This is a genomic window from Alteromonas sp. ISO5, from assembly GCF_058105165.1.
The window spans coordinates 4,309,117-4,324,186 of sequence record NZ_CM176572.1 but is presented as its reverse complement, the minus strand read 5'-3'; the positions used below and the strand labels follow the sequence as shown (position 1 = coordinate 4,324,186).

The 15,070-nt window shown below is 46.9% G+C and carries 10 protein-coding genes and 2 pseudogenes; 6 read left to right on the top strand and 6 right to left on the bottom strand.

Annotated elements, in window-relative coordinates; translation table 11 throughout:
• Positions 1 to 41: 41 nt before the first annotated feature.
• The 4 genes and pseudogenes from AC2T0J_RS19365 to AC2T0J_RS19350 all read right to left on the bottom strand — a co-directional run bounded on the left by AC2T0J_RS19365 (position 42) and on the right by AC2T0J_RS19350 (position 8,363).
• Positions 42 to 2,894: a response regulator gene (locus AC2T0J_RS19365; RefSeq protein WP_489807380.1), complete on the bottom strand. Its 2,853-nt coding sequence runs from the start codon at positions 2,892 to 2,894 to the stop codon at positions 42 to 44.
• 185 nt (positions 2,895 to 3,079) lie between these two features.
• The gene (locus tag AC2T0J_RS19360; RefSeq protein ID WP_489807379.1) at positions 3,080 to 6,685 is read right to left on the bottom strand and encodes an FG-GAP-like repeat-containing protein; all 3,606 of its coding nucleotides are present in this window, start codon (positions 6,683 to 6,685) and stop codon (positions 3,080 to 3,082) included.
• 136 nt (positions 6,686 to 6,821) lie between these two features.
• On the bottom strand, positions 6,822 to 7,121 hold the full coding sequence (locus tag AC2T0J_RS19355) for a hypothetical protein (protein WP_489807378.1): 300 nt from the start codon (positions 7,119 to 7,121) through the stop codon (positions 6,822 to 6,824).
• A 212-nt stretch (positions 7,122 to 7,333) separates the two neighbouring features.
• Positions 7,334 to 8,363: pseudogene (locus AC2T0J_RS19350) on the bottom strand (IS110 family RNA-guided transposase).
• A gap of 149 nt (positions 8,364 to 8,512) precedes the next feature.
• Here AC2T0J_RS19350 and AC2T0J_RS19345 point away from each other — a divergent pair.
• From AC2T0J_RS19345 to AC2T0J_RS19320, 6 genes and pseudogenes are all read left to right on the top strand, one after another.
• The gene (locus tag AC2T0J_RS19345) at positions 8,513 to 8,662 is read left to right on the top strand and encodes a DUF4279 domain-containing protein (protein ID WP_489807377.1); all 150 of its coding nucleotides are present in this window, start codon (positions 8,513 to 8,515) and stop codon (positions 8,660 to 8,662) included.
• Between the two features lie 208 nt (positions 8,663 to 8,870).
• Positions 8,871 to 9,503 (top strand): Pr6Pr family membrane protein, encoded by a 633-nt coding sequence (locus tag AC2T0J_RS19340; RefSeq protein WP_489807376.1) that lies wholly within the window; start codon positions 8,871 to 8,873, stop codon positions 9,501 to 9,503.
• A gap of 512 nt (positions 9,504 to 10,015) precedes the next feature.
• On the top strand, positions 10,016 to 10,396 hold the full coding sequence (locus AC2T0J_RS19335) for a VOC family protein (RefSeq protein ID WP_489807375.1): 381 nt from the start codon (positions 10,016 to 10,018) through the stop codon (positions 10,394 to 10,396).
• 64 nt (positions 10,397 to 10,460) lie between these two features.
• Positions 10,461 to 10,896: pseudogene (locus tag AC2T0J_RS19330) on the top strand (GNAT family N-acetyltransferase).
• A gap of 129 nt (positions 10,897 to 11,025) precedes the next feature.
• Entirely contained in the window at positions 11,026 to 11,385 is a 360-nt protein-coding gene (locus AC2T0J_RS19325; RefSeq protein ID WP_489807374.1) for a hypothetical protein, read from the top strand.
• A 475-nt stretch (positions 11,386 to 11,860) separates the two neighbouring features.
• Entirely contained in the window at positions 11,861 to 12,001 is a 141-nt protein-coding gene (locus AC2T0J_RS19320) for a hypothetical protein (protein ID WP_489807373.1), read from the top strand.
• 58 nt (positions 12,002 to 12,059) lie between these two features.
• Here the strand turns inward: AC2T0J_RS19320 and AC2T0J_RS19315 are convergent, their stop codons facing one another.
• Together AC2T0J_RS19315 and AC2T0J_RS19310 are read right to left on the bottom strand one after the other, a co-directional pair.
• The gene (locus AC2T0J_RS19315; RefSeq protein WP_489807372.1) at positions 12,060 to 13,838 is read right to left on the bottom strand and encodes a sugar phosphorylase; all 1,779 of its coding nucleotides are present in this window, start codon (positions 13,836 to 13,838) and stop codon (positions 12,060 to 12,062) included.
• Positions 13,839 to 13,841: 3 nt separating this feature from the next.
• Positions 13,842 to 15,065, bottom strand: coding sequence for a glycosyltransferase family protein (locus AC2T0J_RS19310; RefSeq protein ID WP_489807371.1), 1,224 nt, complete (start codon positions 15,063 to 15,065; stop codon positions 13,842 to 13,844).
• Positions 15,066 to 15,070 lie beyond the last annotated feature (5 nt).

Sequence of the window (15,070 nt, the reverse complement as noted above, 5' to 3'; positions counted from 1 at the left end):
ACTATCACGCGCGATATTTACATGCCTGCGACCCCGCGCTTTCATTCCTTTGCAGAGTGGTTATACCACTTGCTTATCATCGCCAGAATTTCGGCTTCTTTAAAGGGCTTGCTCAGGTGGTCGTTCATGCCCGATGCCAGGGCTTTTTGCTTATCTTCAAACATGGCTGCGGCGGTAAGGGCGATGATCGGCACCGCAATGCCCAACTGGCGTATTTCACGGGTTGCCGTATAGCCGTCCATCACTGGCATCTGGATATCCATTAAGACAATATCAAAGGCTCTCTCGCGAACCTCTTTGACCGCCTCCTGACCGTTATTTGCGAGGGTGATTTTCATGCCCAGACCGATGAGCTGTTCTTTTATGACTTCCTGATTAATCAGGTTGTCTTCAACCACCAGAATGTTGGCAGGCCCGGGCAGTTCCACTTGTGGACTGCTGCTGGAGAGGTTTTGATACTGAGCCCGTTGTTCGATAGTGGCCACAGTGACCGGTACGGTAAAGGTAAATTCCGTCCCTTTGTCTAATTCACTGCTGACATCTAACTCACCGCCCATGGCGGTGGTCAGGCGATGACTGATGGTCATGCCAAGTCCTGAGCCGCCATACACCCGGCTGGTGGAAGAGTCGGCCTGGGTAAAAGCCTCAAAAAGGACCGCCTGTAATTCCGGACTCATCCCGATCCCGGAGTCCTGTACATGCCAGCAAAGCAGGTTTTTACCGTTACTATCTTGCTGTTGCTCGACCATCAGGGTAACGCTTCCCTTATGGGTAAACTTAATCGCATTACTTAACAGATTGGCCAGTACCTGTTTAATACGCAGCGAATCGCCCACAAAGTACGCCTGTGAGATTTTACCAAACCGGCAGGTAAAACTGAGCCCTTTGGCTTCGGCCTGACCACGGAATAAGTCATCGAGCTGACCAATAATTTCACGCAGTGAGAAGGTGGTCGATTCGAGGTTCATTTTATTGGCTTCGATTTTAGAAAAGTCGAGAACATCGTTGATGATACTTAGCAGTAGTTCACCCGCCTGATGGATTTTGGTAAACCGGTCTTTTGCCTGTTCCGGCGTGTGGTCTTTAAGGCCCAGTCGGCTAAGGCCCAGAATGGCATTCATGGGCGTTCTGATCTCATGACTCATATTGGCCAGAAACTCACTTTTTGCGCGGTTTGATTTTTCGGCCTGCTGCATGGCTTCGTTTTGTCTTTGCTCTGAGAGTACAAGACGCTGGTTAGTGAGTGAGAGCTCCTTGGTACGCTTATCTACCTCAAATTCTATTTCATCGGTATAGCCGGCGACGATGACCATAAACCAGCCGAGCAGACCGGCAAACAGGGTGGCACTGGCGAGTAACAGGTGTACGCCCCAGGGCTGATAGATAAAGGTGTTTTCGTTAGCGATATACAATACCCAGCTTCTGACACCCAGCGATATTTCGTAGCGGTTAAGCAGAGGGAATTCGTTAGAGATCTGTTGCTCATTCTGGCTGGCTGAAGATAACTGCTGTTGCTGGGCAGGGCTTAGGTTTTTGCTGAACAGGATACGGCTTTCAGTACCGGCCATGGGGTCCATTAACAAAATAGCGTCGTTGTTTTCTGCTTTGCTAAAAGCCAGTGATGCCAAATCCTGAGCGCGAATAACGCCTGTGGCATAACCGTTTTGTAAGGTATTGCCCGAACCAGACTTAACTGGCAGGAACAGCAATACCCCAGCTTGCTGGCTATCGTCCTGTACCAGCATAATGGGTGTGGTGGGGTAAATCTCTTCGGTTTGCCAGGCAACCTTTAACGCTTCTTGTCGGGACGCCTGCGAATACACATCGTAACCAAGGGCTTTTATGTTGTCGGCAAAAGGCTCAATAAAGGCTACCACAACGTGCAAAGGCCGCGGCGTAAAAGGGATGAGTTCGCCGTTAGCATTACGCTCGGTGATTGTAAATTCGAGACTGGCGTTCTCTACCGCATAACTACCTTGAAGCAGAGACTGGAGATGGTAAACGTTATCGCCGGTTACCCGGATATTCCAGGATAAGCCCTGTAAAACCGGGTTTTTATCGAGAATCCTGGCGGTAAAACGGCGAAATTGCGAGGGTGTGAGATTGGGTTCGGCTTTTACCAAACCTTCAACCGAGTGCAGGATATTGGTGGCGTTACTGACACTGGCTTCCAGATTATTAGCCAGGGTACTGGCATTGTTATTAAACTCGGCGGCTTGCTTGTTGCGTTCCTCATTGATGGCCAGTGTGCATAATACAGCAACGAACAGTGAAAAGCCGGCCAGTGAAGCAATTGTAAAGCGGCTTCTGGGAAAAGGCGAAACGGCCAGACGGGGAAACAATGATAATAACCAGGGCAGGGTAAAAATAATCCCTATGGCATCGCCCGTCCACCAGCTTAACCAGGTAGATAACAGGTTTTCCTCGCTGATTATGCCTTGTTGGAGGAGCAACAGCACGCTTAAAGTACAGCCTACCAGCGTACTCAGCACAGCGGTAACAAACAAGAACCGGAAGATCACCGCGGGCTTGCGGTAGGTCATGGGTAAGCCGACAAACCGCCGCACCAGTAGATAGCCTACATGGGCCTGTAGTGTAGCGTAAAGTGGCAGAAGAAGCGGTATCAGCCAGTCGCTGGCTTCGTTACCGGCGCTTAGTCGAATATAAAGACTGATACTCAATGAACCAATAAAAACGCCAGGTAATGCCCGTTGGCCGAATGCCAGAACAGCGGCCAAAGCAAGTCCTGCTGCGGGCCATATGATAGTAGCCAGGCCCGGGGGAACTGCCATTAACTGTCCGATATATCCCAGTAGAAAATAGCCGACAGCGGTAATTAAAATGACTTCAGCTGTAAGCCAGCGTTGCCGCAACGATTTGGTGGATGTCTGCATAGGCCTCGTTGGCTAAAGTGGCTTATTAGCAAAGATAACAGGAAAGTGCATGGTTTAGAGTCTAACAGATAAGTGCGGGTTTTCTATGTACGAGGAGATTTACTTAGAAGAAAACAACAATTTGCGGGATTAACCGAGGAAAAAGGTGCCTGAGTACAACAGGCACCTGTTTAAGCAACGTGACGTTAACGTAACCAGTACATGGCAGCACTGGTGCCAATTAGCATTTCAAGGCCGTTTTCGCCCATTCGGGCACGCATACTTTGCCTGCTTGGCCGACCAACGAGCTGAGTGCCAGACCAGATCTTAAAGCCGTTGTGATCGAACTTAACGACCCGGTTTACATCGCTCGAGTCGTAATATTCACCAGATTCATAAATGACCAGGAACCATCCTTGTTCGTTCTCAGTAGAGACATCTACAACCACGTCAAGTGCAGCACTGGCCGTGGTGCGTTGAACTTCGGTAAGGATATTATCGTTGAGTTCGTACACGATGATTGACGTTTCATCCCCGTACGACCACTGCGTGAGTTCTGAGACGCAGAGCAGTTCAGGGGCGCTGTCGGTGTCGTAGTTAAACAGTTCCAACCGATCACAATGCTGCTCAACAAAGCTCTGCTCAGCAAAAGACGAGCTGGTGCGGGTTAACAATGACACTTTATCGCCATGACTGACGATGGCGACGTTTTGCGTGCCATCGTGATAAGCCGTGAAATCAGAAATGTAATTGCTGAACGTATAAGTGGCTAGTAACAACTGATTTTGCACATCGACCGCTTTTAACTGGTTACTGTCTTCGTAAACCAGGTCTTCGTAGCCATCATTGTTCATGTCAACAGCACGAATGATACCAATGTCGTTGTCATAGTCACCAGTATTAGACCACTGCACCGTGCCATCATAGAGTTGGATAACCGAAATCGCGCCATTGTAGAGCTCTGTGGTGGGGACAAAAATATCGCCGGCACCATCGTTATTGTAGTCAGCGGTAACCGCGCTGGTGCTGTTATCCCAGTTACTGGATAATTCGTCACCCACTGCAGTAACACCGTCACTATCCATGGTAAGGATCCGGCCACCGTCATAGCCGCTTGACGAACTGGGTACGAAAAATACCGCCTGCTCATCGCCAGGTAACAGGTCGGCCCAGCCAGCGGCGGTGAAGTAATCTAGCTCTACTGCCGTACGCTGCTCATTGGTAATGGGTGTACCGTTAGTGACATCTGCAGAAGCCAGAATGTCCTCACCCGTGGTGGAAATCCCGGTTGACCAGAACAATTCCAATTCGCCGTCATTATCGGCATCGCCGGCGGTGAGTGACACTCCACTAGCAGAAATCATATCGATACGCCAGTCGTTTACCAGTGAACTGCCGCTGAGAGAATAAGCGGAGATTTCACCCCGCTGGCAATCCGCAGTAATTAGTTCGTCTCTATTGTCCTGATCGATATCGTAGCTATACAGGTCACAAATATTTAAATCGTCTATTGAGGCTAACTGAGAACGGTCTCTGGCATCGTAAACGGTAACTGCTCCCCATCTGTTGGCTCCAAAGATTTCGGCAACGCCGTCGCCATTGATGTCGCCAGCAGCCACATGGTCGCTACCAAAGCCAGAGCCGTTGTACCACTGGTTTTCACCGGTTTCGAGATCGTAAACCAAGCCGGTATTTACAATGAGCTCCATGGCCCCATCGTTATCCACATTGGCTACCGCAAAATCATCCGCAACATCGACATTGAAGGTAAACAGCGGTGTATCCGGCGATGCGAAGGCTAGTATATCGAGCTGGCGTTCAGTGTCGCCATAATCGTCGTCACTAGAAAGAAGCAACAACTCCGGGATATTGTCGCCATTAATGTCTGTCACACGAGCCGAGATGATAAAGCGGTTGTTATCGCTATACACCGGATTGGCCGAGCCGTTGAGGTCGGTGATAGTGCTTACGCCATGTGCTGTGGCAACTACAATATCGGCTTTACCATCATTATTTACGTCGCCGGCCATGACATTTTTGATAGGGCCGGCCACGCCGATTTCGCCGCCATACATCCAGCTTTGTTCGTAGCTGGTGCTATTGACTTTAATAAGCGAAATACCTCGTGACGAATCCGTAGTCAGGAGCTCATTGTTGCCATCGCCGTCGAAATCGGCCACCCACAGCGAGTCGTTACTGTAGGGAACTTCAATGCCACTGCGAACGAGTATATCGGCGTTGTCTGATGTGGCTTCAATACTCACACTGTGCGTGTCGGTATTGCTACTGTCTGGCCAGCCAAAGGTAAACTCGTAATGCTGTTGCGGAAACAGGAAGTTATCCGGCACATCCCAGGTGATTAATCCGTCTTCGTCAATACTGGCGTTTGCCGGACCGGCTATGAGCGAAGCATTAGAAGAAGAGTCCCGCACATCCGGATCGACAATACGCGCCGAGAACTGCACCTGTGAGCCGGCACTTACCGTTTCGGGTACATTTTGCAGCTCAACCTGGGCAGGCGAGTCGCCTACCTGGAAAGAAGTCAGGCGGCCCTGAATGCGGTTAGCACCATCAGACACTACCATGGCCACTTCCAGCGTATCGTTGTGCACTACTATACCGGCCGGCAGGATATTGCTGTGCTGATCTTCCAGCAACACGCCATTTACGTACCAGTTGTAGGTAATCTCAAGCTCGTCTTCGGGGGTATCCGGATCGGAATAGTAGCCCGGTGACACTTCTACGGGCGTTGTTGCAAGCACTTCATAGAAATACCAGTCAACCCCATATACCTGAGGCGGACGTGAAAGAATATCTAGGCTGACAAGTTCGACGCTGCTGATGTCATCGAACATCAGCGCATACCAGGACGCTAAATACGTGCCGGTATCCATGGTGCCGTCGTTATCGGTGTCTTTGTTGATCAGCAGAGTACTATCCTGAACCTGAACAGTGACGGTTGAGTCTGCTTCAAGGGTTAACAAACCTTCATAGCTGTTTGGTGGCAGTCCATCGTTGGATGCAAATGCCAGGTTTACTTTTCCAGCATCGCTGAAGTACAGCTCACCGGAAAGATCAAAACTGACAATACCGGTATTGTAGGAATAAGAAATATCAGCCTGTGAGTCCATTCGTAGGGACTCTGTTCCCATATCAAATGTGAGGTACTGGGTAGTTTCTACAGCATAATTGGTATTGGTTTCTTTTTCGCGGTGGGTTTGAGTGCCGTAGATAGCCACGGACTGGCCTTCGATAGTCCAGTTTAACCCGGCAAAGTTAACGGTATAAGCAACTTCCTGTTCACTCAGAGCGGTTACCGTTACGGCAACAGAGCCGGAAATTACCCAGTCGTCTTCGTTTTCACAGTTGGTGTAGCGAAGTGTTAAGTTACCTAGAAAGTTATCATCGACTTTACCATCATAATTAACCGTACCGCGGTAATTACACATAAAGGTAGCGTTTACACTTCCATCATTGCTCACTTCAGTAGTGAAGTCTTCATCGCCAATCGATGGAATATTAACGGGGGTTTCGCCTATTTCACCAAACATATCCAGCACAACACGTTGGATAAACGCTGGGGTCAGCTCGGCATCAGTAGTTTGCCCGCTGTAATTACTGTTAGCCAGCGAGCGCCCGGCATCATTCAACTGCGCAGCTGTATAATCTTTGGCGTTGGCAATGATTTGAGTGGGTGTAGGCGCTGGTGGCTGGCTGGAACCCGGACTACCGGAATCAGAACCTCCGCCACCGCAGGCAACCAAAATCATTGACGCGCCGGTAATGGCAAAGTGCTTAGTATATCTGAACATATTTCGTCCCTGAATAAAGATCATTGCCGAAGGGGCACGGCAACACTACAGAGAAGAAATTATAAGATTTTGCTACCTGATGCAATTATTGAATAAAAAAATAGTGACAAGCTGCTGAGTTGAATTCGCGGGTTAACTAATTGCCGAGATTGAAGAATACACCCACTGCAAGTTCAGCCCACAGATAAAGGAATGTAATTAATACCAGGCTGGCTACAATAAAACGTACCGGGCGTGTTATGTATTTAAAAGTAACTAGTAACGCGCTGCCGGCAATGAATAACAGACTGCCCATAATAATGAAGTCTGATACCGACCAGTTAACCTGCACGGTAAACAGGCCCGCAATAAAAGGGATGAGTAATAAACTCAGTGTGACCGCAGCAATATGCTTGATTGATAGCTGAGTAGCAGGGCTTGAAGTAAAAGTGCTCATGATTATCTCCCGAATTACCAGTCATTAACTTATAGCAAAATAGTGCCAATGCCTAAAGATTTAAACATTATGGCATGTTGAGGGTGTACAATCAGGTTGATACTTCATTGACATTTTGATGAAAAATAGTACGTTAGTTGTAGAAATAGTAACTTGAAGCTAGGAAGGCGGGTTTGTTAAACAAACTAAAGTTGTTGTCTTTATCTTTTTATTCACACTTTCTTGCTCATGCGCTGATAGCGTTTACACAAACGAAGCTGCGCTTTCCAGGCAATATCAACGATGTCTTTGGGTAAACCTTCCTGGCGTAATTGCAGTTCAGTTGAGACCTTTGCCGGATAGCGGTAGCTATGTGCCCCTTCAATGAGTACGCGCCTGGCCCGGCCATTACCGGATTTGGTAATCGCTCCCAAATGCCGTTTACCACCAGAGGATTGTTCACTGGGGACTAAACTTAAATACGCCATGAGTTTTCTGGGATGGTTAAAGCGGTGTAAATCACCGAGCTCTGTTACCAGCCGACAGCCACCAACAACCTGATACCCCGCATGGCCTGAATGGCTTTCACTACCGGATAATATCGCCATTGGTGAACATGATGAGTGAGTTCGTTATCCAGCCGCTCTAGTCGACGGATACGTTCTTCAATGGTTTGCAATTGTTCCTGCAAGACGATTTGCTGGGCCGGATGAGGCAATATGAGTTCAGTGAGCCAGCGCAGGTGCTTCTTCGACCAGTTGGCCGTGCCTTCATAACGGATGTTATTGCGCAGCAGTAAGGCTTTAAGCTGGTGCTTGGCTTCTTATAAATCCTTCATTGCTGCTTCACGAGCACGGGACAAACCCCGAACCGCTTCATCTTCCGGCTCCGGGACATAGATTGGCGAGGTCTTCAGGCCTTAATGACTTCACCAACTTCAGCTCATCCCGGCGGTTGGTTTTAATTCGCTCTCCAGGCTTTTTGGGAATAATAGAAGGGGCAACCACATAACAACAATACCCCAGACTAGTAATGAGACGATAAATCCAGTAGCCACACGGGCCCGCTTCATAAACAACGTGCAGAGTCGCGCCAGGATATTTAGATTCAAACTGGCGGATAAGCTTTTTAACGCTGACCTTGGAAGAGGGGATACGGCCATAGTGAACCTGACACGCCCCCCGTTTGTTCTTCACAGTACGCCACTTCATGGAACTCATTGTGCGTATCCAAACCGATTACAATCATGCTAGGTATGTTCATGCTAGCCTCCAAATGATGTAGTCTTAAGCAAACTAATTATGGTTCCGGTTGGCGCTCCGGTGGCTTTCAGCTAACCCACGAAAATGCGGAGGCTAGCATTTCACAGGGTGTCATTGTGTCTATATTTTCGTAATTCCGAGAGTTAAATAATGGGAGAAGAACTCTACTTTAATTATTCAGCCACTCTGAGAATATTTTCAGAGTCAGGCGTTGACTTCGAAGAAGTTGAAAGCAAGCTTGGAGTAACGTCGACGAGAAAGCACAGAAAAGGTGAGCGTAGATGTATTTTGCGGCTATAGATCAAGCAGTCATACAGCGGGTGTAGACGTATCGTACCGGGCATTAGAGATATTCAGGGAGCTAAAAGTTGATTGCAGCTTATCCATCATCACAACATAACAATACGTGCCAGTCAGAAAGTTTGTTCCATCGCCCTTTTTGTGGCGGTCGCTACGCTACCACAAAGCGCCATTCCACAAACTTCGTATTGACTAGAGAGGGCTGTTAGTGAGAAACAAGAAAATTATGTGGCAATATGTAAGGGTTCTATTTTCTTTCTTGATCCTGGGGACTCTGCTTATTCTATGGATTGACTCTTGGGCTAGCGGAACATTAGAGCCGTTAAATTTTTTTGGATACTGGACAAATCAAGGGAATATTTTAGGAGCAATTGCTTTATTAGTATCCTCAAAATATACGTTAGAGGAGCGGCCCTTTCATATTGAAATTATCCGATTCATAGCAACGGTGAATATTGTTATGGTAACTGTACTATATTGGTCATTTGTTAGTGGGGATGATGTTGGAGTACGCTTCCTTTGGGCAAATTATATGGTTCACCTTATCACCGGATCAATACTTCTAGTTGACTGGTGTATTGAAGGGCCTAAAGTCTCAGTTCAAGTATCGAAAGTTTATATAGCAGGGCTCTACCCCCTATTCTGGCTTGTTTTAACCGGCATCCGTTTTTTAGTAGATGGGTGGGTTCCATATGCTGTTCTCGAACCAGAAAATGGTTTTACGTCAATAGCGGTAATTTGCGCTATTTTTCTGATTTCATCATTTGTCTTTGGAGTAATCTTAATATCATTGAAACGATTTAGAATATTGAAACCATCATTCTATTCGCTTAATAAATAGCAGGAACAAGGGTTGAATAATTTAAAATTTATATTTAATGCCAAGCTCACTCACTCGCTTATCAAAATCCATAATATCTCTTTATGAAACAGAACATCGCATTCAGCGGCTTGTCCGCTGCAATGCTTTGTTAACAGCCTATTTCTTTCCGATGCGCGACAATGTCACAACCGACTATTGCTTCTTCTGGGGTTCGACATCGATAGTTTGTAACCGTTTTTTATCTAGTGTTTGCCGTAGCCGGCATTTGGTTTCTTGAGCTGATCTTGAAAGACCCGGCCACTTACCTGGAAACCAGTATCAATTTGAGCATTCATTCTCAAAATTTAATCGGCGATTTTCTATTTCTTGCTATGTGTTACTTTATTAAATAAGTCTGTCAATAATGGTAGCGGCGCATAATATGGTGCTATATGTTTGCCCCTTTGCTAAGCGTCAGATAATCAAAAAAGTACATCGCAGCCTTCGTAATGAAGGATTAATGAAGAAAAAATGAAGCTGGGAGCGAAAACATGACCAGGGTAACAGGAATAGGCGGCATTTTTATAAAAGCTGAAAATCCAGAGATGCTGCAGAATTGGTACAAACAGCACCTCGGGATTGATGTTCAGGTTTGGGGCGGCACATCCTTTAAGTGGGTGGATGATAAAGGAAAGCCTTATGCTGGCTCAACAGCTTGGATGATTGGTAATGGTGATAGTTTTACACCTAGCGAATCGTCTTTTATGGTTAATTATCGAGTCGCTGATCTTGCCGCGCTCTTAAGCGCTCTCCGACATGAAGGGTGTAATGTGCTAAGCAACACCGAAGAATCCGAATTTGGCAAATTTGGTTGGGTAATAGACCCTGAAGGAAATAAGGTTGAGCTTTGGGAGCCTCCCGTTGGAGAATAAAGCTTATCAAACTCAGGCAGGGTTTCAGTGTAGCCTTTGAAGCAGGGTAGAATTCAGGATGAATATGCGAATTTCACTGGAAGATATTGATAAATTGAATTATGTATCAGTCTGCGATTTAGACGTGGCCGACTTTCAAGAAAATTATGTAGCCTGCAACATGTGGTCTCTTGTCGAGTCCTTTTATAATGCCGGGCACACTTGCGAAGCTATCTATTGCGACGGAGAACCCGTGGGATTTCTCATGTAGGCTCAGGAAATATCGCCAAATATCCATTTGGCGGTTCTTGCTCAATAAGCACTTTCAGAATAAGGGCATTGGCAGAGTTGCGTTGTCTCAGATTATTAGTGCGATTAAAACAACGCTGAACCTCAAAGAAATCGAAATATGCTATAACCCGGCAAACCCGGTTGCTAAAGTGTTTTATTCAAGTTTTAGCTTTCATGAGGTTAGGCTAGACGAAGAGGGGGAAAATATGCTGGCTCTTATCAGGCTTTGACTCTACCCACTACACTGAGTGGCTGGCAAGAAAAGATACTCAGTGTAGTGGGCTTTGTCGCAGCAAGCCTGATGTCAGACAAGCTTTGCAGCCCGTTATGCGGGCGCTGTGTTTTTTGGGGAGTATTAAATGACGAAGACGGAATTTGCGGTCCTTACAAAAGGGTCATTGAAAGAGGCAATTGATCAGGCAAGCCTCCGCCTGGGGCAGGAACTGCCAAGTAAAAACATCAATCTCATAACAACAACACAAGTGCTTGCAGCAGGTTGGGAGGCTTCTGTTCACTATTTGGTCGATAAAATGTACTTTGGCGAAAACAAGATCCTTCCTTGCGCAGATTTGATTGTGGAGAGTGCGGAAGATGAAACAACGAATATCAGAGTTTTCATCGCCAGTTACCCTCCGGGGCCATTCGATTTAAATTGGTCAGGGGGTGTCGGACCTTATATAAAAGCAGTAGGTTCAGAACTATTGCACAACAGTATTTAAAGCCAACACGTCTGCTGCGCGAATTTAGGCTGTTAGCAATACATTACAGGGAATAAATATGGAATCGGTAACAAATTAAAAGTTATATCGAGGGAAAACATGGATAGCTGGCAGATCATTACGGTTTTAGAAAAGGCGATGTTTAGGCTGCGTTCGTTATTAGCAGCTATTTTTTTGGTAACGGTACTAGTTTATATACTGCTACAGGCGCTATTGCCCGGGTACCTGGAATTATCGAAATAACAGACAGCTAGAAAACCAACCTGTGGTATTAGCAGTACCAGGGAGAGCGTCAGTAAAACTCCAATATCGGTTAATAAATTTCTTCGGTTTATTGAAATTTATAACACAGAATTGCGAGATGTTTAGTTTACTGAGGGAGGGAAATACATGGAATTGGCATGTTATGGAACGTGATCAATGCAAACGAAAAAAGGCAAGATAAGGCATTTTTCATACCGGGGTAGGTATTCATATGTTAGGTGTTTATCCAGCCTCTGATCTGGAGTTTGTTCACTGTGTGCAAACCGAGCAGAAGTATACGTTTAACCAGCAGGATCTATATAAAATTATTGGCAGCACTTTCGATGCACTGGAGTCGCATCAGCCGGAATAGGATATTGGAGTGCCGATCCCAGACATTAAAAAGGCTCCCTGAGGAGCCTTTACGTTATCTATTGGCTTTTACGGTACTCTTCGTAATCCATATTGCTGAGCCACACTGTCTGGTACGGCTTTAATTGCACAAAGCCCAGAACATCTTCTATCTGGTCGCGGGTGATCAAATCAATCCAGTTGTCGGTGCCAATCAAATTCAGATCGGATAACAAAATGGATTGTTCTTCATCGGTTACGTTAGAAATACAGAAAATGCTTTGTCTGCGATTCAGGCTTTGACGCCAGTAACCAAACAGTGACGGACCCAACTGTAAGGTAAACTGCGTAGCGTTAGGGTGAAAAGCTTCCTGAGCCTTACGAATGCGGATCAACTGCGATAACCGCGTTAGCACCTTATGATGTTGCGAATAGGGTGAGTCCAGCTGTGATTCCAGTTCAGAGTAATCCCAGCGCTTGCGGTTAATCGAGCGGTTCTGGCCGGTATTCGCCACTTTATCGTAGTCGTTGGAGGTACCTAACAAGCTATGGATATACAGCCCCGGAATACCTTCCATGCCGAGCATTATCGCGTGAGCACACAAGAAGCGGTCGACCTGGAATTTATCCGGGCCTTTTACCGTGCCTTGCATGGCATCAAACAATGTTATGTTGATTTCATAAGGCTTTTGCTGACCATGCTCGCTGGAACGCCACGAAATACGGCCGCCAAAGTTTTGCATCGACTGCACCAGCGTACCGATTTCCTCGTCACTCAGCAGACCTTCCGCCGGGCGTAACCCAATGCCGTCATGGGAAGCAATAAAGTTAAAGTAGGTGGTACCGTTTTGCGCCGGTGGCATACTCATCATCCAGCTTTTCAGGTAAGTACAGTCTCCGGTCACCATGGTATTAACTAACAGCGGCGGTAGCGAGAAGTTATAAATGGCATGGGCTTCGTTAGCGTTACCAAAATAGGTCAGGTTTTCGCGATTGGGAATGTTGGTTTCAGTAATAATAATAATACTGGGATCCACATGCTCAATCAGCGTTCTCATCAGGCGTATTACTTCATGGGTTTGTGGTAGGTTAATGCATTTAGTACCAATGATTTTCCATAAAAAGGCCACCGCATCCAGGCGGAATAATTTGGCGCCGTTATCAATGTAATGCTTGATGATTTGAATAAAGGTGATCAGCACCTTGGGGTTTTTAAAGTCAAAATCCACCTGATCATGACTAAACGTACACCACACGTGCTGGGTACCACTAGCGGTTTCAGTTTCACGCAGTAACGGACTGGTACGCGGGCGGGTCACATCAGTTAAATCCGCCGTTGGATCGGCCGTTAAAAAGAAGTCACTGCCTGGGCCTTCGCCTTTAATAAAGTTGTCAAACCACATACTGCGGGATGAGCAGTGGTTAATCACCAAATCAAACATCAGGCCGTATTCCGCGGCAATGCGATGTACGTCCGACCAGGTACCCAGTGATTCGTTTACACTTGAATAGTTTATTACTGAAAAGCCGTCATCGGAGCTAAACGGGAAGAAGGGCAGGATATGTACCTTGTTTACGGTGTTTTTGCAGTAGGTATGTAAAAACCTGAACAGCGTAAACAACGGTGACTCGTGTTCGTTGATCACGCTATCACCGTAGGTGATCATTACGATATCCTGCTCGTCCCAATAATTTTGGTGCGGCTCGGGGATCACTATGTCATCTTCCTGGTTCAGGCCGATAGTGTTCATCAGCTCTGTGGCCAGCTCGCCAATCGGCGTGCTGGTGACCACATCTGCATAAATAAACTGAAGATGATGACTAATTTTCTCGTGTAAGTAATCCCAGCGTTTTGTCATTGATTATCCTTTAAATTCTTCTGTGTCAGCTTCAACCGCTTCGAGCAGGCGATCAAGAATGTCGGGTACCGCACTGGTTACGCGGTTCCAGCTTGGAATAAACGGAGTTTCCATTGGGTTTTCAAGGAAATGCTGACCCGCTTTCATAATGTTACTGGCAAACATTTCTACGGCTTTTTCTTCGCTGTGAATATCCAGTGACAGGCCGTTCATTACCGCATCGTTGTGGTAGGTTTCAACGAAGTCCAGGGCAATCCGATAATAAGTCGCTTTAATCGAGCGGAACATTTCATTACTGAACGACTGCCCCTGAGTAGCTAACTTACGGAACAGGGCTTTGGTAATATCGATAGACATCTTGGATAAGCCGCCTTGTTCGTTATTCAGCGACAGATCCTGGTGTTTATGATCGTAGGTTTCGGCAATATCCGCCTGACACAGGCGATTATGTGAATAGTTACGATGCATTTCCGACAGTACGCCAATCTCCAGGCCCCAGTCACTCGGGATCCGAATATCGTTAAGTACGTCGCGACGGAAGGAAAACTCACCGGCCAGCGGGTAGCGGAAGCTATCCATAAATTCGATGTATTCGTTGTCACCCAGTGTGCGTTTGAGCGCGCGCAACAACGGTGTTACCAGTAAGCGGGAAACGCGGCCATTGATTTTACCGTCGGCGACCCGGGCGTAATACCCTTTACAGAATTCATAGTTAAACTGTGGGTTAGCAACCGGGTAAATCAGACGAGCAAGTAAGTCGCGGTTGTAGGTAATAATATCACAGTCGTGCAGGGCCACGGATTCCGCTTTATTAGATGCCAGAATGTAGCCCATGCAATACCATACGTTGCGGCCTTTGCCGAGCTCTTTAGGAGCAAGGTCGAGAGCCTGTAGTTCTTCATCAATGGCTTTTAAGCGTGGGCCGTCGTTCCACAAAATTCGATGGTGCTGTGGCAACTTGCTGAAAAAGCCCTGGGCGTGACGATACTGCTCCAGATTGGCCCGGTCCAGTCCGATAACGATTTCAGACAGGTAAGGGACATTCGTCAGTTCGTCAACGATATGACCTAGTGCCGGTCCTTCAAGCTCTGAAAACAGTGATGGCAAAATGAGCGCCATTGGACGTTTCTGAGAAAAGCGTAACAGCTCAGCTTCGAGTGCTTCAGTCGAGCGGCTGGCGAGATTGTGTAGCGTTGTCACGACACCGTTTTGGTAAAAATCGGCCATGTGTC